Annotated in this window: 16 protein-coding genes and 1 pseudogene; 9 read left to right on the top strand and 8 right to left on the bottom strand. The window is 61.8% G+C overall.

Translation table 11 applies throughout. From position 1 onward, the window contains the following. Nucleotides 1–47: 47 nt before the first annotated feature. From pcaF to AC07UX_RS15660, 3 genes are read right to left on the bottom strand one after another with little or no spacing between them, the layout of a single operon-like run. Nucleotides 48–1250 (bottom strand): 3-oxoadipyl-CoA thiolase, encoded by a 1203-nt coding sequence (gene pcaF, locus AC07UX_RS15670; RefSeq protein ID WP_495192923.1) that lies wholly within the window; start codon nucleotides 1248–1250, stop codon nucleotides 48–50. Beyond that, nucleotides 1250–1693: a hotdog fold thioesterase gene (locus AC07UX_RS15665; protein WP_495192922.1), complete on the bottom strand. Its 444-nt coding sequence runs from the start codon at nucleotides 1691–1693 to the stop codon at nucleotides 1250–1252. Before AC07UX_RS15665 ends, pcaF begins: the two co-directional genes overlap by 1 nt. Further along, a complete protein-coding gene (locus AC07UX_RS15660) occupies nucleotides 1690–3150 on the bottom strand; it encodes a 3-hydroxyacyl-CoA dehydrogenase NAD-binding domain-containing protein (RefSeq protein ID WP_495192921.1) in 1461 nt (486 codons plus the stop codon). The genes AC07UX_RS15665 and AC07UX_RS15660 overlap by 4 nt, the downstream gene beginning before the upstream one ends. 90 nt (nucleotides 3151–3240) lie before the next feature. Between AC07UX_RS15660 and paaG the strand changes: the two genes are divergently transcribed. The 4 genes from paaG (at nucleotide 3241) to AC07UX_RS15640 (ending at nucleotide 7374) form a co-directional block, all read left to right on the top strand. After that, the gene (gene paaG / locus AC07UX_RS15655) at nucleotides 3241–4029 is read left to right on the top strand and encodes a 2-(1,2-epoxy-1,2-dihydrophenyl)acetyl-CoA isomerase PaaG (RefSeq protein WP_495192920.1); all 789 of its coding nucleotides are present in this window, start codon (nucleotides 3241–3243) and stop codon (nucleotides 4027–4029) included. A gap of 23 nt (nucleotides 4030–4052) precedes the next feature. Continuing rightward, the gene (paaZ, locus tag AC07UX_RS15650; protein WP_495192919.1) at nucleotides 4053–6077 is read left to right on the top strand and encodes a phenylacetic acid degradation bifunctional protein PaaZ; all 2025 of its coding nucleotides are present in this window, start codon (nucleotides 4053–4055) and stop codon (nucleotides 6075–6077) included. Between the two features lie 66 nt (nucleotides 6078–6143). Continuing rightward, entirely contained in the window at nucleotides 6144–6932 is a 789-nt protein-coding gene (locus AC07UX_RS15645) for an NUDIX hydrolase (RefSeq protein ID WP_495192918.1), read from the top strand. Between the two features lie 112 nt (nucleotides 6933–7044). Then, complete coding sequence (locus tag AC07UX_RS15640) at nucleotides 7045–7374, top strand: hypothetical protein (RefSeq protein WP_495192917.1); 330 nt, start codon at nucleotides 7045–7047, stop codon at nucleotides 7372–7374. A gap of 351 nt (nucleotides 7375–7725) precedes the next feature. Here the strand turns inward: AC07UX_RS15640 and AC07UX_RS15635 are convergent, their stop codons facing one another. Continuing rightward, on the bottom strand, nucleotides 7726–8157 hold the full coding sequence (locus AC07UX_RS15635) for an Rrf2 family transcriptional regulator (RefSeq protein WP_495192916.1): 432 nt from the start codon (nucleotides 8155–8157) through the stop codon (nucleotides 7726–7728). 87 nt (nucleotides 8158–8244) lie between these two features. On the opposite strand from AC07UX_RS15635, the gene AC07UX_RS15630 reads away from it, so the two are divergent. After that, complete coding sequence (locus tag AC07UX_RS15630; RefSeq protein WP_495192915.1) at nucleotides 8245–9024, top strand: class I SAM-dependent methyltransferase; 780 nt, start codon at nucleotides 8245–8247, stop codon at nucleotides 9022–9024. A gap of 341 nt (nucleotides 9025–9365) precedes the next feature. On the opposite strand, the gene AC07UX_RS15625 is transcribed toward AC07UX_RS15630, so the two are convergent. The 4 genes from AC07UX_RS15625 to AC07UX_RS15610 all read right to left on the bottom strand — a co-directional run bounded on the left by AC07UX_RS15625 (nucleotide 9366) and on the right by AC07UX_RS15610 (nucleotide 11536). Continuing rightward, the gene (locus tag AC07UX_RS15625; protein ID WP_495192914.1) at nucleotides 9366–9788 is read right to left on the bottom strand and encodes a MarR family transcriptional regulator; all 423 of its coding nucleotides are present in this window, start codon (nucleotides 9786–9788) and stop codon (nucleotides 9366–9368) included. Between the two features lie 244 nt (nucleotides 9789–10032). After that, nucleotides 10033–10464 (bottom strand): hypothetical protein, encoded by a 432-nt coding sequence (locus AC07UX_RS15620; protein WP_495192913.1) that lies wholly within the window; start codon nucleotides 10462–10464, stop codon nucleotides 10033–10035. Nucleotides 10465–10528: 64 nt separating this feature from the next. Continuing rightward, nucleotides 10529–10873: a hypothetical protein gene (locus tag AC07UX_RS15615; RefSeq protein ID WP_495192912.1), complete on the bottom strand. Its 345-nt coding sequence runs from the start codon at nucleotides 10871–10873 to the stop codon at nucleotides 10529–10531. 63 nt (nucleotides 10874–10936) lie between these two features. After that, a complete protein-coding gene (locus tag AC07UX_RS15610) occupies nucleotides 10937–11536 on the bottom strand; it encodes a helix-turn-helix transcriptional regulator (protein WP_495192911.1) in 600 nt (199 codons plus the stop codon). Between the two features lie 212 nt (nucleotides 11537–11748). Here AC07UX_RS15610 and AC07UX_RS15605 point away from each other — a divergent pair, with 212 nt between their 5' ends. From AC07UX_RS15605 to AC07UX_RS15590, 4 genes and pseudogenes are all read left to right on the top strand, one after another. Beyond that, entirely contained in the window at nucleotides 11749–12240 is a 492-nt protein-coding gene (locus AC07UX_RS15605) for a sigma factor-like helix-turn-helix DNA-binding protein (protein WP_495192910.1), read from the top strand. Then, nucleotides 12237–13124: a DUF7146 domain-containing protein gene (locus AC07UX_RS15600; protein ID WP_495192909.1), complete on the top strand. Its 888-nt coding sequence runs from the start codon at nucleotides 12237–12239 to the stop codon at nucleotides 13122–13124. The genes AC07UX_RS15605 and AC07UX_RS15600 overlap by 4 nt, the downstream gene beginning before the upstream one ends. A 33-nt stretch (nucleotides 13125–13157) precedes the next feature. After that, on the top strand, nucleotides 13158–15176 hold the full coding sequence (locus AC07UX_RS15595) for a ParB/RepB/Spo0J family partition protein (RefSeq protein ID WP_495192908.1): 2019 nt from the start codon (nucleotides 13158–13160) through the stop codon (nucleotides 15174–15176). 119 nt (nucleotides 15177–15295) lie between these two features. Then, nucleotides 15296–17482, top strand: a pseudogene (locus AC07UX_RS15590) (strawberry notch-like NTP hydrolase domain-containing protein); the annotation flags it as partial. Nucleotides 17483–17705: the final 223 nt, after the last annotated feature.

The following is a 17705-nucleotide window of genomic DNA, read 5'->3' as shown; positions in this document are numbered from 1 at the left end:
CGATATACATTTATAAAGTTATCCGACCGGACGGTCAATAAATTATTTCAGGCGCGCTCGATGACGCTGGCGATGCCCTGACCTACGCCGATGCACATGGTACACAGCGCATAGCGGGCCTGCTGGCGCTGCAGTTCTTCTGTCGCGGACAAGACCAGTCGCGCCCCCGACATGCCGAGCGGATGGCCAAGCGCGATCGCGCCGCCATTGGGATTTACGAAATCGGCATTGTCCGGCAGGCCAAGGCGGCGCAGGACGGCGAGACCCTGACTGGCGAAGGCTTCGTTCAGCTCGACAAGGTCGATGTCGCCGATCGAGAGACCAAGGCGCGCAAGCAGTTTTTCCGACGCCGGCGCGGGACCGATGCCCATGATGCGGGGGGCGACCCCGGCAACGGCAGCGCCGATGAAACGCGCGCGGGGGATCAGTCCATATTTCGCGACCGCCTTTTCAGATGCGACTATGATCGCGGCGGCGCCGTCGTTGACGCCCGACGCGTTGCCTGCCGTCACCGTCCCGTCCGGGCGGACAATAGGTTTCAGCCGGGAGAGCGATTCGACGTTGGTCTCGCGCGGATGTTCGTCCCGATCGACGACCACGGGTTCGCCCTTGCGCTGGGGGATCGTCACGGGAGTGATTTCGGCGGCCAGCCGCCCGTTCGCCTGCGCGGCGGCGGCGCGACGCTGGCTCTCGACAGCGAAACGGTCCTGATCCTCCCGGCTGATCGCAAAATCGTCTGCGACATTCTCTGCCGTTTCCGGCATCGAATCGACGCCGAAGGCGGTCTTCAGCTGCCCGTTGATGAAGCGCCAGCCGATCGTGGTATCGTAGATGGCACTGGAACGGGAAAAGGCGCTGTCCGCCTTGGGCATGACAAAGGGCGCACGCGTCATGCTCTCGACGCCGCCAGCTATCATCAAGTCCGCCTCGCCAGCGCGGATGGCGCGAGCTGCCATGGCAACGGCATCCATGCCCGATCCGCACAGGCGGTTGATCGTGGTACCCGGCACGGCATCGCCAAGGCCCGCCAACAGGGCCGCCATGCGTGCGACGTTGCGATTATCTTCGCCCGCCTGGTTGGCGCAGCCCAGAATCAGGTCATCGACTGCCCCCCAGTCGAGGCCGGGGTTGCGGTCCGCCAGCGCCTTCAGGGGAATGGCGGCCAGATCGTCGGCCCGCACCTGTGCGAGCGCGCCGCCGAAGCGACCGATAGGCGTGCGAACTGCGTCGCAGATGAAAGCTTCGGCCATTATTGGGTCCTCTCGATGTCTTCGATGATGGCGCCGCCCACTGTGCGGGACAGCCCCTGGAAATGGGCAATCATGCGTCCGTCGCCGGCCTTGATTTCGACGGAATAGGTGTTGCTGCGGCCACTGGTGGCGATCTCGCGCGCCTCGGCGATCAGAGTTTTGCCCTCGCGTGCGGGGCACAGATATGTGATAGCCGCGTGCTGCCCCATCGTTGCCTGGTTGCGGGCGTTACAGGCATAGGCGAAGCAACTGTCGGCCAGCAGGAAGACCATGCTGCCATGGATGGTGCCATGGCCGTTTAGCATGTCACCGCTCACGGGCATCGTGACCTTGGCATAGCCTTCACGGACGGCCTCGATCCGAAGGCCCGCCTTCACGCTGGTGCCTTGGGCGGCCATTAGTGTCCGGGCGATGGCAAGGGGCAGCACATCGTCTTGGGTCATGTGCTTTTCAACCAGTCGGACGGCGCATAGAGGCTGTCGCCCGTTTCGGTCGCGATATTGTCCAGCACCGTGCGCAGCCCGGCCATGCCGAATCGCTCCGCCCATTCCAGCGGACCTTCGGGATGATTGGCTCCCAGCCGCATCCCAAGATCGATATCCTGTCGCGATGCCACCTTGTCCGCGACCGCGTCGGCAGCTGCGTTCGCGAGCTGCGCCAGCGTGCGCAACACAATCTGGCCGGGCCTGTCGGGCAGTTCGATCGCATCTGCGCCGCACAGGGATGCCAGCGCGGCAACGGCCGCGGCATGTCGGGGCGCGCCGCTGGTGATCGGCCAGGCCGATGCGGTGCCGAAATCACGTGGTGCGTCAATCAGCACATGCAGGTGGGGCAGGCTGGCGAGCCGTCGGCCATCGCCCATAGCGGCAAGAGTTTCCCCGATCTTGACCGTGTCGGCGGGAAGGCTGGCATCGGTGGAAAAGGGCACCCCCTTATCCTGAAGCAGGGCGACCAGCGGCATCAGTCGGGGAACATGGCCTGATATGGCGATCGCGCCGGGAGCGCTGCTCACTTCAATCTTCGGTACCGCGGGCAGGGGGGCGCCATGATCGTAGACGCCCGATCCGGTCTTTCGCCCCAGCCTGCCGCTCTCAACCAGGGCCTGTTGCGCGGACTGCGGACGGAACCGGGTGCGCCCTTCATAGGCCTGATGGACCGACACGGCGACGGTATAGTTGACATCATGGCCGATGAGGTCGCCAAGCGCCAAGGGGCCCATTCTGAACCCGCCCGCCATGGTCAGGGCGGCGTCGACGGTCGCCGGTTCCATGCCTTCGGCAAGGGCGCAGAAACCTTCTGCATAATATGGGCGGGCGACCCGGTTGACGATGAAGCCGGGCACGTCCCGCACGATGACCGGGTCTTTCTTCCACTCCGTCATCAACTGGCATGCAGCTTCGATGGCGTCTGCGTCCGTGTGTGGGCCGCCGATCACCTCGACCAGCCGCATGGCAGGCACCGGGTTGAAGAAGTGCAGGCCAAGGAATCGGCTAGGGTTGGTCAGCTCGCGTGCAATCGCGCCTATCGATAGCGAGGATGTATTGGTCGCCAGCAGCGCGTCATCGCCCATGATGGTGGCCAGTCGCGCGAAGACGTCGCGTTTGACCTCCAGCTTTTCGACGATGGCCTCGATGGCGAGGCACGCGCCGACGCAATCTTCCATCCGGGTCGACCAGCTTATGCGGTTCAGGGTCACACGCCTGTCGCCGGCGTTTATGCGTGCGCGTTCAACCAGCAACGATAACCCCGCTTCGACAATCGTGCGGCCAGCGCTCAGGCCCTCATCCCGACTATCGATCACCACGACATTATAGCCCGCCGCGGCGGCAATCTGAGCAATGCCGGCGCCCATTGTCCCCGCGCCGATCACGGCGATCTTGTCGTTCATGCGAATCTTCATGACGCCGATACGTAGCTTGCTACAACCGCATTGACAATAATTGTCCGACCGGGCAGACAATTAAAAAATTTGACAGGAAAGAGATGTTCGTTGGCCTACGAGACCATCAGATTCGATATTGACGCTGGCGTCGCGCGGTTGGTGTTGGCGCGACCGGACCGGCTCAACAGTTTCAATGCCCAGATGCACGGTGAAGTCGGCGACGCGCTTGCCGTAGTGGAACGGGAAGCGGCAATCCGCGTCCTCGTGCTGAGCGGTGAAGGGCGCGGCTTTTGCGCAGGGCAGGATCTGTCCGACCGGGCGGTGGCACCCGGCGAAGCAGTCGATCTGGGGGAATCGGTGGAGCGCTATTACGCGCCACTGATCCGCCGTATTGCGGAACTTGCAAAGCCTACCATCGCGGCGGTTAACGGAGTGGCGGCAGGCGCGGGCGCGAATATCGCGCTGGCCTGTGACATGGTGATTGCGGCGCGGTCAGCCCGCTTCATCCAGTCCTTTGCCGCCATCGGCCTGATCCCGGACAGTGGTGGCACCTGGATATTGCCGCGTCTCGTGGGGCAGGCGCGGGCGCTGGGGCTAGCGCTCACGGGCGAGCCGCTCTCTGCCGAGAAGGCGGAGGAGTGGGGCATGATCTGGAAGTGCGTGGATGACAGCGATTTTGTGGCGGCGGTAGATGCGCTCGCCGCCCGTTTCGCGACCGGCCCGACCCGCGGCCTTGCCGCCACCAAGGCGCTGATCCGCGCTGCTTCGCTCCACTCGCTTGACGAGGAACTGGATCTGGAACGCGACGCCATGCGCGAGCTGGGTTTTTCCGACGATTATCGCGAAGGCGTGGCCGCATTCATGGCCAAGCGCAATCCCCATTTCACTGGCCGCTAAGGCCAAGCTTCGAGGGTTTTGAGATGACGATCACCTTGTTGAACTATGCCATCGACCAGTGGGTGGAGGCGACCGGCGGCCAATCTGAAATCCGGTCGGCAATCACCGGAGAGGTCGTTGCGCTGACCGGTAGCAAAGGCCTGGATTTCGCCGCGATGCTGCATCATGCCCGCACTGTTGGCGGTCCGGCGCTTCGCGCGATGACCTTTCATGAGCGCGCGCGAGTAATCAAGGGTCTTGCCCAGGCGCTAATGGAGCGCAAGGAAGAGCTTTACGCCCTTTCATGGGCGACCGGCGCGACCCGAGGCGATAGCTGGATCGATATCGAGGGCGGGGCCGGGACGCTGTTCACGACCTCGTCCAAGGGGCGCCGAGAACTGCCTGACGATATCGTGCTGATCGATGGTGCGGTAGAGCCGATCGGTCGGCAGGGCACGTTCATCGGCCAGCACATCTACACCTCGCTTCACGGCGCGGCGGTCCATATCAACGCCTTTAATTTTCCCGTCTGGGGGATGCTCGAAAAGCTTGGCCCCACGCTTCTTGCCGGTGTCCCGGCGATCGTGAAACCGGCATCGGCAACCGGGCACGTCGCAGAAGCGGCTGTGCGCATCATGATTGAATCCGGCCTGCTGCCGAACGGTGCGCTTCAACTTATCATGGGATCGACGGGTGATCTGTTCGACCATCTGACCTGTCAGGACGTGGTATCCTTCACCGGGTCCGCGCAGACCGCCATGAAGCTTCAGTCACATCCTGTCATCGCACGCGAATCCGTGCGGTTTGTGGCGGAACGGGATTCACTCAATGCGTCTGTCCTCGGTCCTGACGCCGCCCGGGGCACGCCGGAATTCGACCTGTTCGTCAGGGAGGTCGCGCGCGAGATGACCGTAAAGGCAGGACAGAAATGCACCGCCATTCGGCGGATGTTCGTGCCCGCCGCTTTCATCGACGATGTGGAGGCTGCGCTGAAGGCGCGGCTTGCCAAGGTCGTGGTCGGCGACCCACAGGTCGAAGGTGTGACCATGGGCGCACTCGCCAGCGCCGCCCAGGTCGACGACGTGCGCGCCAAGGCCCGCCTGCTGGCGCAAGATTCCTCGCTCGTCTTCGGCGATATCGATACCGTCGCCATAACAGGTGCCAGCAAGGACGGTGCGTTCATGTCCCCGCTGCTTTTCCGTGCCGACGATCCTTGGGCGGCGGACACGGTCCACGATGTCGAAGCGTTCGGCCCCGTTTCCACGCTGATGCCATATCGCAATCTCGACGATGCGATCGCGCTCGCCAATCGCGGTATGGGGTCGCTGGCCCTGTCGTTCTTCACCTATAATCCAGCGATCGCGCGCCGGTTTGTGCTGGACGTTGCAGCTTTTCACGGCCGCGTTGTGCTGATCGACCGGGATTGCGCGAAGGAATCGACCGGGCACGGCTCACCGCTACCGATGCTGATTCATGGTGGCCCGGGCCGCGCCGGCGGCGGCGAGGAAATGGGCGGCGTGCGCGGGGTGAAGCACTACATGCAGCGCAGCGCCCTACAGGGTACGCCGCGTACCATTTCGGCGATAGTCAACCAGTGGCTGCCCAACGCCCCGCAGATAGTGAAAGATGTTCATCCCTTCCGCATGCGGCTGGGCGAACTGGAGATCGGCCATACGTTCAAAACCGCTTCGCGTACCGTCACGCTGGAGGATATCGAACATTTCGCCCATTTTACGGGAGACACCTTTTATGCCCATATGGACGAGGTGGCGGCCGCGGCCAGCCCGATCTTTGGCGGACGCGTCGCGCATGGCTATCTGATCCTATCTTTTGCTGCGGGTTTGTTCGTCGATCCCGAGCCGGGTCCTGTGCTGGCAAATTACGGTCTTGAAGGACTTCGCTTCATCCAGCCGCTCAAACCCGGCCAGGCGATGCGGGCTGTTCTGACCGCAAAGGCGAAGGCGCTCAAGACGCCGGATATGGGTGAGGTGCGCTGGAGCGTGTCCGTGCTCAATGATGCTGAAGAATTGATCGCTACCTACGACCTGCTCACGATGAATGCGGCCTGATCTGACCGTAGGGAGGGGAGAAGGCAACCAATGTCTCCCCCTCCTGACATTAACGGTTATTTCAGCATGGGTGTTCAAGTTCCGCCGACCCTTGACGCTGCGACGGTCATTATTGTTGTTCGGGATCATGCGGCGCGGGCGCCCGACCTTTTGATGGTCGAGCGTTCATCGAAGCTGGCTTTTGCACCTGCAGCTTACGTCTTTCCCGGCGGTCGGGTCGAGAGCACCGATCACACCTTTGCGACCCGCTACGATAACGTACTGCCCGTCGACGAGGTTGCGGCGCGCGTTGCAGCTATCCGAGAAACGCTTGAGGAGACCGGCCTCGCGATCGGCCTGAAATGCGCAAGTGGGAATGTGCCGACCGCGAAGATGCGGCAAATTCTGGCTGCCGGCGAGCCGTTTCCGGCCGTGCTCGAAAGATTTAACGTTAGTGTTGATCCTCACGCGCTCATACCTTTCGCTCGGTGGCACCCGCCAGCGCAGGAACGGATACCGCGCGCTTTCGACACGCGTTTCTATCTCACAGAAGCCCCTTCGGGCCAGACGGCGAGCGTAGATGGAACTGAAACCGTCAAACTCTTCTGGAGCAGTGCGGAGGACGTCATCGCGCGGTGCGATGCCGGTGAGGGCAGCATCATTTTCCCTACCCGTCGCAACCTCGAACGTCTCCGACTCCTCGAAAGCTTCAGCGCGATGGTAGCTCATAGCCAGGCATATGGCGTGACCAAAATCGTGCCGTGGATCGAAGACCGTGAGGGCGCACCCCATCTGTGCATTCGAGGCGATGCCGGCTATCCGGTGACCTCTGAACTGGTAGCCACTGCGCTCGGGAATTTGCGTTCGCTCTTTTGAGGCCTTCCAGTGGCGGGCACTGCCGGCCGCTCCAAAACGGACGATACGCATGCCCTGATTGCGAGGTCCCATCGGCCCTTTCGCCCGTGAACGAGTGTCCGGCTATGGCAGGGTGGGGAATGAAGACTATGCGACTGCTGCCAAACAAACACACGATCCTCGCTCGCGCGGCGTGCAGATGGTGCTCGCCGGGGTCGACGATCTGTCAGTGCCCAAGGCCGGCAATCCCGGTCCCAATCTGAAGGCGCCTTTGAAGGGAGCGCCCGTCGAAATACCGATCGTGCCACTCGACCTTCAGCCCATGAACGCCCGCGCGGCGGCAAAATGGGGCGTTGCGTTGCAGCTTTCCGGCCATACCCATGGAGGCATGATCTTGGGGGATAGATCGGGTTGTCGCGCTAGAGCAGCTTTCGATCCGATTGCATCAGATCGGCTGCTCTAAGTTTTTGGTATACCGCGTTTTTCGATTCAGCAGGTGATTCCACCTGCTTAGAAAACGCTCTAGCGATCAAGGCATTCGTATCAGGCCGCTACGATGTCGATGGCATGGAATGACACTGCATGTTAGCACCGGAACGGCCCTGTGGCCTGGCTTCGCGCTAAGGATGGGCGTCCTTCCGAACTCACCCGCTTTACCCTGCGACGCGCGGACTGAGCGACAGCCTGATCCATGGGCAGGTGACTGCTTTTGCCAGACTCAGTCGCTCGCAGGGCCAGCAGCGAACGACGCAATCCGGTCTCCTGCTGTTAATATTATGTAGCCAAAGGGGCAGGCCTCCATTTGTGCGCGACGCTAATCAGCCTGAAGGCAATGAACTTCGAAACCTCGCGCCAACTCAGCGAGGCTGACAGCCCCCAGCCGCGCGACCAGTAGCGCTTCAGCGTCTCGGAGCGCATCCTCGATCGCAGCGTTGACGGTCTTTTCGACCGCGCAGTCCGGATTGCTATGCTCGCTACCGATTGCGAATATGCGGGGACCGCCTACTGCTTGGTGGACATCGAGCAACGAAACCGTTTCCAGATCCGCAGCAATCGCCCAGCCGCCGCCATGCCCCTTCTCGGACCTGACATATCCCGCATCACGCAGACCCGCCATCGTGCGGCGGACGACGACGGGGTTCGTTCCGAGCATCCGCGCGATGGCCTCGGAGGTCATCGGGCCATCATGGTGTGCCATGTGAAGCAGCACATGGAGCATTCTCGAAAGGCGGCTGTCATTACGCACGCCATGATCTTTCCCGGAGGTGGAGGGATTGGCAAGCGCATCTTATCAAGATACTTATGATGTTACATGATTTGTGGAGCGTTCGCCATGCCGGAGTTTGAGAACCCAGACCATTGGGACACCGCCGCTCAGCATTATGAAAAGACGGCGCACCCCTTCACAATGCGCTATGCCGAGGCAGCGCTAGCGCGCGTTCCCCTGACACCAGACAGCCGCGTCCTTGATGTCGCGGCCGGTACCGGCGCGCTGGCGCTGACGGCAGCACGAAGCGGTGCGCAGGTGCTCGCAACCGACTTCTCGCCCGGTATGGTGGCGCACATTGCGGCGGCCAACATGCCAAATGTGGAAACGCGGGTGATGGATGGACAGGCCCTGGCGCTGGACGACGGCAGTTTCGATGCGGTATTCTCGATCTTTGGCGTCATCATGTTTCCCGACTGGTGCAAGGGCTTGGCCGAAATGGCAAGGGTAACGCGCATCGGCGGGATAGGCGTTGTTGCGACATGGCAGGACCGGGGCGCCGCAACCTTTCTGCTGCTTGGCCAGATCCGTCGCAAGCTGTTTCCTGATCGTGAGGGCATGACCATGCCGGACGCAGTCAGGGCGCTGAGCGACCCGGCAGATCTCGCGCGTGAGCTGGTCCATGCAGGATACCATGATCCAAGGATCGAAGAGGTCACCTACGAATATCCGCTGGATGTGACCTTGCTTGTGGAGCCCGATACCCTGTTCGGCATGTCGCCCGACTGGACCAGTCTGAGCGATGCAGAGAAAGACGCGGTCATCGCCGAAGTGCGCGCTATGGCTGGCGATCGCGCGGTCCTTCCTATCCCTTCGACCGCGCTTATCGCAGTGACCCGGCGGTGAACCAGAACTTTGTCTGCTGAGGGCTTGTTGACAATGTTCTGCCTAGAAGCGGGAATGGCGAGTTTCGGCAAGATCAGCCGGCCAGGCGGGCCGGGAACGGCTCGAGTTGATCGCGACCTGCCGGTTGGCGATGGATAGTAGAAACGCAAAATTGTCGACTGAATGACGACATGGAGTGAATGAACAGGTCGGCCTGCAAGACACTTAACGAAAGCTGGCCCTCATTATTTCTTCCTTTCAACGCTTCACACTTTCGTCCTTTCAGTTCACATTCCCAATGGGAACTGCTGAAGGATAGAGGCTATGTGGCGGCCGGGATACTTTGGCCGCCATTGGTAATTTCACGAAGACAGGGTCACTCTTGCGGGAAGCGGTTTGGCATCGCCCGCGCGCGATGCAGTAAGTGGTTTGGCAGCGTAAATTTGCGCCAATTGATCAAGCAATCCTTCGACTGCCGCGCTTCCCTCGGGCGTCAAACATACCTGAATGCGACGCCGGTCTCGGCCGGGTCTTTCGCGGACCACCAATCCTTCCTGTTCCATCGTTTCCATCTTGCGAAGAGCCGTGGAAATTGGAACATGCGCGAACATGCAGAGCGACCATGAATAGACGGGTCGACCTTCATGGGTGGCGACGAACAGTTCCAGCAGCATGTCCAGTATCGGGCTGGGACACATGCCATAGCCCAGCTGTTCGCCAACGATTTTACGGGACGCAATCAATCTGCGGCATATTTCCAGATGGGTGCGCGTCAGTTGCGGCATCGACCTCACTCCTATCGTCAAAGTTCGAACATGCGCCCTGGCTCCGTCGATCCGGAGACGGTTGCTTCAGGGCGTGGCGATGTCGGCCTCGCATCGGGCCATGTAGGCCGAGGGCGAAAGCCTATCGATGAACGGCGCCTCGGCAGGTAGATGTGTCGTGTCGCGCCTTGGATCATGCAATAAGCTGGTCCGGCCCCGGCTTAACCACTCGGCAACGGCTAGTCTGGCCATCGACAACCGATGTTCAATCTGCTCGCCAGGGCGCATCCGAACCATTTCGCAGCAGCCGGTTGCGATGCCGCCACGTCGCTGCAATCAGAATTGTCTGGATCACCCAGCTCCATAAGCCAGCTGCATCGACATAGGCTTGTGGTATGACATGGGGAACCACCGCGCGCGTGACGTGAACGATCGTTTCCGCGCCTAAAATGCCAGCGATCCAGATCGGCCAGAACCGTGTGCTGCGGAACGAGAGAGCCAGAAAAATCCCAACCATGACCAGATCAACCGCCAAAATGCCGGCTTCTAATTCGTGAAAGCGCATCGGCGCATGATGCGCAAAGGCGATGCTCGCCATAACGCCGAGGACAAGGGTGGCAGCGGCGATTTGTTCGGGCCGGCCACCCCTTGCGAAGGCATAGAGCGTGCTCAGGATCAAAAGACACACGAAGATCATTTGCCTGGTCATCACCCACTGAAACAAAAAATGTTTCGTTTCGTCAATAAATTAGCGACGGCGATCAGGCCGCGAGATGGTGAATGTCGGTGACGCTTTGCCGGTTCTCGGCGACTTTGAACACGTCGCCATAGGCCTGCGGGCCAAGGCCGATATCGTCGCTGACCTGCTTAAGCATATCGTGCGTGGTCACGATCTTGTCGCGCGTCTTTGCGACCAGGACGATCGCATCTGCCGAGGTGCGAAAGGCATCCTGGCCAATGGAGGCTGCGAGCCGGCCATCGAGCCGCGCCAGTGGCAGGGCGGCGTTCAGTTCCGCGATCCGCGCAGCAGCCAGATCCAGTGCTTCCTCGGCGGCGTAAAGGCGTTGCGCGATGGAATGGGCGATGGCGAGACGTTGTTTGGGCATCAGTGTTCCTTTCCCGCGTCCCTGAGGGCCGCGCGGTCGATGATCCAGATTATGGATAGCTCTCTAGTTGCGGGCGAAGCTGCTTAGCGACGAGAGAAGCGAAGCGGCCGAGCCGACGGACACCAGGGACCAAGCGCTCAGAACCGCAAAGGCGATCATAAGATAATGTCGGTTCAGGTCATTGCTCTGCCTCCTGGAAGAGCGGAGGGGCAGCAGGCTGAGCAGGGCGGGCATCTCGCTGGTGAGCAGTTGAACCCGCTTTCCCAGGGTGGTGCTCCGATCGGTTTCAGACTGTGCGTCCGCATCGTTGTCGGTAGGCCCAGATGGCGCAATTACCGAGGGCGCAGACAGTCCGATTGATTGACTACCCAAATGTTGGGGGGGTGATCCGGCGGCCGCTACGGCTTCATCTACCGCGCGAATGATCCTGGCGACATCAAACCTGTCCATGTCGCCGAACATGGCTCGAACCGTCTTCACGTGCTTGTCCACTGTATTGGGTGCAATGCCCAGCTGCTTGCCGATCTTCTTGGAATTGAGGTTTTCAGCGACAAGCGCCATGCATTCACGCTGCCGGTCAGTCAGCAGCGCAACGGCGTCACGATAGGGCTCGAGCTCGGCGGGGATGTTTTCTTCTGGCACGACGGTGCGACCCTTTACCATGGCGACCGTCAGCGCTGATTCCCACGCAGGGCGGCCGACCCGTTGTGATAAGCAACGATTTTCACCAAACCGAATTGTGAAAGCAACTGCTGCCATAGGGTCCGCGGCACGGAGTGACATTTCGGCAACAACCAAATTGGCCCGACAGGCGACGAGGCCTCCCGACTGTCCTGACAAGCCGCAGCAGTGGGAGAGGAGGGGGGGAAGGCTATGTGGCGCTTTTCTGGCGCGACTTTTTCCTCCTTTCGAATTGGATCATTTCTATGGCCGACCCGCGCCGTCTGCTCTGGCAGATTGCCAGTACCCATGTCCGCCGTCTGTTCCGTGATCGGGATGCGGCTTTGGCGGATAAGATGCAGGCTCAAATCGCAAGTCTTCCCAAGACATCTTGCGATTCTTCCGACTGCAACTCGGAGCAGGTTTCTTTTCGTCGCAACGACTCGGACCAGCATCCTGCTTCTCTCTATACCTTCCGGTCAGTCGATAGGGATCCGGGGGAAGCGACATCTGGTTTTCCTGCTGCCCTTTGCGCAATTAGCGAAATGGCCCCTCTCCCACGGGCCGTTTTAATCCTCTGCACGCATCATCATGTTCCGCCTGGCGAGATCGCCCGTCGACTCGGGATAACCCGCCGCCGAGTGCGCAAGAATCTGCGCGTGGCCATTTGCACCATTGCGGCGGCCCGAGAACAGGCCGAGCCATGACAAAGGACCTCGATCTTGCGGGCAAGACCATCGTTCATCGCCTGGGAGGCCATTGGTCCAACGGCCGGGGAATGTGCCGATGCCCGGCCCACCCTGATAAGACGCCAAGCCTGTCGGTGAGGACAGGCACATTCACGCTGCTGTTCAAATGCTTTGCGGGCTGCACGATTACCGAGATATTGCAGGGCCTGCGCCGCGAAAGGCTGGAGACCCCGTTCGGCGCTTTTGGCACTGCTGAGACGCTGAGGCAGCCTCAGCATGGCATTCGAGCGGCAGCGCGGCTCTGGAAGGAGGCTCAACCGCTCACTTCCACACCGGCGAGGCGCTATCTCGACGGCCGGGCTATCATGATCGGCTCGTCCGCGTTGCGCTATCATTCCACAACCCCCTTGGGTGCCGGCAGAGCGGTTCGTTTTTTGCCGGCACTCATCGCCGCAGTCACCCACGATGGAGCCCTTTGCGGCATTCAGCGGAGCTTTCTTCAACTGAACGGGCGCCCTGCACTGTTCAGGAAGCACAAGCGGAGCCTTGGACCGTTGGGGCAGGGGGCTGTGGAACTGGCCGCCGCCACCCATATCCTCGGGCTCGCAGAGGGCATCGAGAACGCACTGTCTGCCTCCATCCTGCTTGGCATTCCTGTCTGGGCAAGTCTCGGGGCGGAACGCTTCGACAAGCTCGCGATCCCGCCGCACGTCACCTGCCTTGTCCTGCTTGCCGACAATGATGGTGCAGGCAGGCGCGCAGTCGCACGTGCGCGGGCCAAATTCGCCAGTCCGGGCCGTAAGGTCATGGCGCTCTGGCCTCCAGCGACCATGGGCGACTGGAACGACGTTCTTCGGACAGGAGGGAAGGTGGAGTTGGGAGGTGCGCGGTTTGCGACCTGATGGTCAGGGCGCGCCGCGCGTTGGAGAATGTTCATGACCCAGACCCCGCCACTCCTCTATGTCGCGGCTTCCAAGCTCTCGATCGCGCCCACCAATGTCCGTAAGCGTACCAACCCCGTGGAAGATGCCGAACTCAAGGCTACGATCCTCGTCCGCGGCATTATCCAGAACCTCGTCGGCATTCCCGTTGCCCGCAAAAAAGGGGAATATCAGATCATAGCGGGCGGGCGCCGCCTCACTCAGGTCCAGGCGCTGATCGCCGAGGGCGAGCTGCCAGCCGCCTATCAGGTCCCGGTGATGGTGCTGGCCGAACGGGGTGGCGCGACCGAGGTCAGTCTGATCGAGAATTTCACCCGCGCCAATATGACGCCGGCCGAGGAATGCCGCGCCTTCCAGGCGATCATTGCGGACGGAAAGAAAACGCCCGTCGACGTCGCCAAATGTTTCGGACTCACCGAGCGTTTCGTCCTTGGTCGCCTCCGCCTTGCCAGCCTTGCCGACAGCGTGTTCGAAGCGCTGGCGGACGGGGCAATCACGCTCGATGTGGCCAAAGCCTATGGCAGCATCAGTGATACTACGCGCCAGGCGGCGGTCTTCGAAGAACTGCAGGGCAGCTATTATGAGGGCAACTCAGGCGAGATCCGTCGACGCCTCGTTTCGGGTGTTTATCGGGGTAATGATCCCAAGGCGGTTCTCGTGGGTCGCGACGATTATCTTGCCGCCGGCGGCCGCATCGAAAGCGACCTGTTCTCCGACAGGGAACATGAAAACTGGATCGACAGCGAGATCATCGATCGGCTTGCCGAGGAGCGGATGGAGGCGGCTGCCGAGGCGATCCGAACCCGCGAAGGGTTCGGCGAGCTACGGGTGCTGTGCCAAACCCGCGTCCCCTACATGGAAACGGTGGCGCTCGACGAAGTCGAAGGCGCGCCACTGCCGCTCAGCCAACAGGACGAGGAGCGGCAGCGCGCAATCGAAGTCGAACTGGAGACGATCGCCGACAATGCCGACGAAGACGGCTACACGGACGAGGAGATTGAACGGATCGAGGCGCTTGAGGCCGAGCATGCCTCTCTTGAGAACCGACCTGCCGAACTCGATACACACCAGAAGGCCAGCTCGATCGCCTATCTGGTGATCGGTGAGGATGGGGTGCCCCGGCTCCACAACCAGTTTTTCGCGCTTCCGCAGGAGCCAGATGAGGACGAATCGAGTGTCGAGACCGGCGAGGGCGCTGAACATGACAAAGGCCCTGCAGAGGAGGCCGGGTCTCGTTCCTCGATCAGCCAGCGGCTCGGGGACGAACTGGCGATGATGAAGACCGAGGTGTTGCGGGTCCATGTGGCGAGCGATCCGCATTTTGCGCTCGATCTTGGCACTTTCATTATGGTCGATACCGCCGTTGGCTATCGTTACGATATGCCAAGCGACCTGCGCGCCCCGGCACCGGGATCGCGCAGTCCCGCGTTTGAAAGCGATACGCCCGCCGCGCAAAGCTGGGCCGAGATTGAGGAAGGTCTCGATCGCAGCTGGACCAAGGCGGACGACCTTGTCGAACGCTATGATGCCTTCTGCGCGTTGGACGACAATGCCCGGGTGGCCTGGCTTAGCTGGGCGGTGGCTCGGACGCTTCATGCTGTTCCTGCAGGGGGATCGGGTTCTGCGCTCCTCGACCATATCGGTCGCAAGATCGACATCGATATGCCAGCCTGGTGGCGCCCGACCGCGAGGCGCTATTTCGATCGGATCAGCAAGCCAAAGATTCTGGAGCATTTCGAGGAGGTGGGCGGCGCTGAACTGCGCAGCCGCTACAGCGCATCGAAAAAGCATGATCTCGCGCTCTCGGCCGAGAAGCTCTTCACCGGCCAGATCATCGTCGAAGCCGAGGTGAAGGAGAGAGCGCTGCTCTGGCTGCCAGATGCGATGACCTTCGGGCACAGGACGGACGAAGCGGCCGACCTCGACATCGTCGACGACGAACACGGGGTGGATGGTACGAGCGACGAACCACGCGTCGCCGAGGACGACGCTGACATCCCCGAGGCCGCCTGAGCGACGACACGGGTGGGGTCGGTCGCCGCCGACCCCGCCATCTCCATTCAGCCTGATGTCCTGACCGTGCCGCATGGACCCTTGCTCCGTGCGCGCCCGATATTCGCTGGAGTTTCCGAATGACCCATTCGCTTTTCGCCGCCATGGAGGCCGGCTCCGATCAGCTTGACCAGAAAGTCTGGACCCTGGCGGCCGTCGCGCAGTCCCTCGCAGAATTGATCGTCACAGGCCAGCCCATCACGCGCGCGTGCCTGTCACGCCTGATGACTGCTCATTTCGGCGGGAGCGACGCTAACGGACGCTGGACGTTGCGTGAAGCCTATGACGCTCTGGAGATGGCTCAGGCCGTTGCTCTTGCCCGAAACGCGCTGCCATCCTTCGATCAGGCAAATCCGGCGACGGCCCTGGCGGCGCTTTGCGACCTTGCCCAGCGGCTTCCGACCCAGAGCTTTCGGTCCGAGTGGCAGGTCGACATGCAGCAATTCTCGACGCCGGCGCCGCTCAGCTTCCTTGCAGCGCTTGCGGCGCAGATCACCTCGGCGGACATGGTGCTGGAACCGTCCGCAGGAACCGGGCTTCTTGCCGTCTATGCGCATATGGCCAAGGCGCGCCTCACCCTTAATGAGCGCGATCCCGTCCGCGCCGGGCTGCTCGGGCAGGCCCTATCAACAAACGTGACGTGCCACGATGGCGAACATATCGACGATCTTCTGCCAAGCGACCTAAGGCCCTCGGTTGTCCTGATCAATCCGCCGTTCGCGCGCAGCGAAGCGCGCGGTCGCGATCGCCATGCCGGCGCCCGCCATCTGCGTTCCGCGCTCGCCCGCCTCGCTCCTGGTGGACGATGCGTCGCCATCATGTCGCCGGCCTTCGCTGAGGGAGCCAGCGGAGAAGCCGGCTACCAGGCCGTTGCCGCGCTGGTTCCTCCCCGTATCGAAGTAACGGTCCAGGGCCAGCCCTTCGCCAAACATGGCACGACGATCCCCGTGCGGCTCCTCGTCTACGACAAAGGGTGGACCGGGACCGCGGAGCGGCTGACTGTGCCGGATATCGAAAACCTTCTGCCGATCGTTCTGGCTCTGCCCAAGCGTCTGAATTCTGCCGCACCAGCGCAGGCTGGCGCACCCGTCGCTGTGCTTGCCGCTGCCCTGCGCAAGCCGACGATAGCTTCGGTCGGCAGACCGCTCCTCACCGCCGGGAAACTCCCAACCGCCCCGAAGCCCGTGGCACGATCGGCTCCGACGCTCGACTCGACCGTAGAACTGCTGAGTTACGACGTTCTCGATACGCCGCTGCCAGCCGAGGAGCAGATCGGCATCTATGTGCCCTGGCGCCTCTCACGCATGGTGATCCCTGGTGCCAAGCCGCATCCCGATCAACTCGTCGAATCGATCGCGATGTCGTCGATTTTGCCGCCGCGACCGACCTACCGACCCAAACTGCCCCGCTGCGCGATCGCCGCTCTCTCCGACGCCCAGCTGGAAACGATCATCTATGCGGGCCAGGCCTTCGAGCGCGATCTGCCGGGGCTGCATGCTCCCAATGAGGCGGGAACGCTGTTGGCGCCTAACGCCGAGGGCAAGTCCTACCGCATGGGCTATTTCATCGGTGACGGGACCGGTGTCGGCAAAGGGCAGCAGGTGGCCGCCTGCATCATGGATCAGTGGAGCCGGGGATGCCGCAAAGCGGTCTGGATTTCCAAGAGCGCGGCCCTCATCGAAGATGCCCGGCGGGACTGGTCGGCGCTCGGTGGCCTGCCCATCGATATCCAGCCGCTCGATGCCTTTTCCTTTGGAACGCCCATCACCATGGAAAGCGGCATCCTGTTCCTCACCTATGCGACCCTGCGATCCCAGCGTCACGATCAGGCCTCCCGCCTGTCGCAACTGCTTGCCTGGCTGGACGAGGATTTCGAGGGGGTTATCTGTTTCGACGAAGCTCATGAGATGGCCAATGCCGCGGGGACGGAGACGCAATTTGGCAAGCAAAAGGGATCGGAACAGGGACTGGCAGGCGTCAGGCTTCAAAATCTGCGACCCCGTGCTTGTATCCTCTATGTCTCGGCGACCGGCGCGACCGATCCCGCCAATCTCTGCTACGCCATACGCCTCGGTCTCTGGGGACCAGGCACGTCCTTTGGCGATCGGGCCGAGTTTATGAGCGGGATCGAAAAAGGCGGCATCGCTGCGATGGAGATTGTCGCGCGGGACCTGAAAGCCCTTGGGCTTTACACCGCCAGGGCGCTGACCTTCCGGGGCGTCGAATATGAGCCGCTTGAACATCCGCTGACGCCCGAACAGATCGAGGTCTACAATGCCTATGCTGACGGCTGGGCGGTGATCCACAGCAACCTGGACGAAGTGCTGGCGCTCACCAACATCGTCGATCGCATGGGCGACAAGGCGCTCAATGCGCAGGCCAAGGGCACGGCTCTGTCCCGCTTCGAGAGCGCCAAGCAGCGCTTCTTCTCACAGCTTCTGATCGCCATGAAGGTGCCGACCCTCATCGCGTCCATCACGAGCGAGGTGG

It is taken from the genome of Sphingobium sp. GW821-FHT02B05, from assembly GCF_059421905.1.
The sequence above is the reverse complement of the archived record's forward strand: the minus strand, read 5'-3'. Positions and strand labels throughout refer to the sequence as shown.

Bases quoted from the DNA above. Each gene is read 5' to 3' on its own strand.
- pcaF (WP_495192923.1), bottom strand. From the start codon at position 1,250: ATGGCCGAAGCTTTCATCTGCGACGCAGTTCGCACGCCTATCGGTCGC.
- AC07UX_RS15665 (WP_495192922.1), bottom strand. From the start codon at position 1,693: ATGACCCAAGACGATGTGCTGCCCCTTGCCATCGCCCGGACACTAATG.
- AC07UX_RS15660 (WP_495192921.1), bottom strand. From the start codon at position 3,150: ATGAAGATTCGCATGAACGACAAGATCGCCGTGATCGGCGCGGGGACA.
- paaZ (WP_495192919.1), top strand. From the start codon at position 4,053: ATGACGATCACCTTGTTGAACTATGCCATCGACCAGTGGGTGGAGGCG.
- AC07UX_RS15645 (WP_495192918.1), top strand. From the start codon at position 6,144: ATGGGTGTTCAAGTTCCGCCGACCCTTGACGCTGCGACGGTCATTATT.
- AC07UX_RS15630 (WP_495192915.1), top strand. From the start codon at position 8,245: ATGCCGGAGTTTGAGAACCCAGACCATTGGGACACCGCCGCTCAGCAT.
- AC07UX_RS15625 (WP_495192914.1), bottom strand. From the start codon at position 9,788: ATGCCGCAACTGACGCGCACCCATCTGGAAATATGCCGCAGATTGATT.
- AC07UX_RS15620 (WP_495192913.1), bottom strand. From the start codon at position 10,464: ATGATCTTCGTGTGTCTTTTGATCCTGAGCACGCTCTATGCCTTCGCA.
- AC07UX_RS15615 (WP_495192912.1), bottom strand. From the start codon at position 10,873: ATGCCCAAACAACGTCTCGCCATCGCCCATTCCATCGCGCAACGCCTT.
- AC07UX_RS15610 (WP_495192911.1), bottom strand. From the start codon at position 11,536: ATGGTAAAGGGTCGCACCGTCGTGCCAGAAGAAAACATCCCCGCCGAG.
- AC07UX_RS15600 (WP_495192909.1), top strand. From the start codon at position 12,237: ATGACAAAGGACCTCGATCTTGCGGGCAAGACCATCGTTCATCGCCTG.
- AC07UX_RS15595 (WP_495192908.1), top strand. From the start codon at position 13,158: ATGACCCAGACCCCGCCACTCCTCTATGTCGCGGCTTCCAAGCTCTCG.